This window comes from Thermogutta sp., from assembly GCF_014359955.1.
Classification (GTDB): domain Bacteria; phylum Planctomycetota; class Planctomycetia; order Pirellulales; family Thermoguttaceae; genus Thermogutta.
In genome coordinates this window covers 1-1,418 of record NZ_JACIYL010000981.1, presented here as the reverse complement: position 1 = coordinate 1,418, position 1,418 = coordinate 1, and the positions used below count along the sequence as shown (strand labels likewise).

General features: G+C 55.2%; 1 protein-coding gene. It reads left to right on the top strand.

The genetic code is table 11. From position 1 onward, the window contains the following. Window positions 1–810 precede the first annotated feature (810 nt). Window positions 811–1,320: a hypothetical protein gene (locus H5U08_RS18735; RefSeq protein WP_297036650.1), complete on the top strand. Its 510-nt coding sequence runs from the start codon at window positions 811–813 to the stop codon at window positions 1,318–1,320. The last annotated feature ends 98 nt before the right edge of the window (window positions 1,321–1,418 follow it).

Sequence of the window (1,418 nt, the reverse complement as noted above, 5' to 3'; positions counted from 1 at the left end):
AAAATACGTTCATCAGGGCAAAACGGCATGTCGATAGGGGCAATTCATGAATTGCAAGTACAGCACATTCAGATCCAGGTAGGGGCAATTCATGAATTGCCCCTACCGGTGAAGCCTTATCGTGTTCGCTAAGCGGGCAACGTCCTTCGGAGGGGCACGCTTGTCGTGCCTGGAGACATGGAATGGATGATCGAACATGAGCGAGCGGACCTGACAAGCAGGTCTCTCCGGAAGACGCGCCTCACAAGGCATGAATGGACGTCGTGGAACGCGTCCTTCTATTGCATGGATTGGAGGAACGGGTTGCACCCCGACCGGTACTCCGTTTTCATCCGGATTAACGGTGAGATTGTGAAGGCTAAAGCCTTCACCAAAAAGCGGCGATAAATCGCCGCACTCCATGGAGTGGGGGGCTTTAGCCCTGCTTTCCGCGCGGGACTTCAGTCCCCGCTGCAGCGGAGTGGACGATCGAACGTCGAAAGCCGGACCCGACAAGCGGGTCCCTCTGGGCTGAATTTCGCGCCCTCACAAGCCCGTGCCCACGGCCGCATGCCCGTCGACAGAGACAAAACATCACGAGTGGGCGATACCAAACATCTTCGCTATTTAGAAGGCCATTGAACCAAGGTGCTCGGCATTGCCACAAGAGAGGCTTTTCCGTCCGAGAGCTACAGAGACATCCGTGAACGCGATTGAAGGCACGCCCTCGGTAGCTCTCCCGATGTTCCCGATCCGGACACCGTTCCTGAGACTCAGGCCAATCCCCCTTCCGTTCCTCTCGCAAGAAGAATCTGGGTTGTCCTCGAAGAAATGATCCATGGCGAACTGACCACTATCGATGACGTTCGGAAAGCTCTACAGGAAAACCCACTCAGCCAGCATTTTCTAGGTTCGGTGCGCCGCCGTGTGGGAAACTGGGCCATCGGCCTCGCCACGGTCACCGTGTTATCGACCCTGGCTGCTTTAATATTCGGAATATGGCTTGTTCTCCGAACGCCAGATAATCAGGGAAGTGACTTGTCCCAATTTGAATCGCCGCCAGAAACGGTCACCACCGAAGACCTAGCCGCTTCGCAGACCGCCACTGCTCCAACGGAGCCCCACAACTTTCCGGCAAATGCCACGCTGACCGATTTAGAAAAGAGTTTCACCGAGATTGTCACACAATACAGGGATAATCCAACCCCTGTTCACTGGGCGGAAACAAACAAGCAACTGCGTCAATTACTGGAACAGTTACGCAATTCTTCTGAAGCACAGGCAGAAGCTCTCAGACACAAAGTGGAGAGGTTCCTCGAGCTGGAGTTTCCCCATGATTAACCGATCATTACACGGCCCGGTTTATCTGGCTATGGCGCTGATGCTTCTCGGCCTGGCGCCCATGGCAGCCCTTCCAGCCGAGTCAGCTTCGGCCGGGA

Excerpts from the sequence above, each read along its gene's own strand:
- H5U08_RS18735 (WP_297036650.1), top strand. The coding sequence starts at position 811 with ATGATCCATGGCGAACTGACCACTATCGATGACGTTCGGAAAGCTCTA.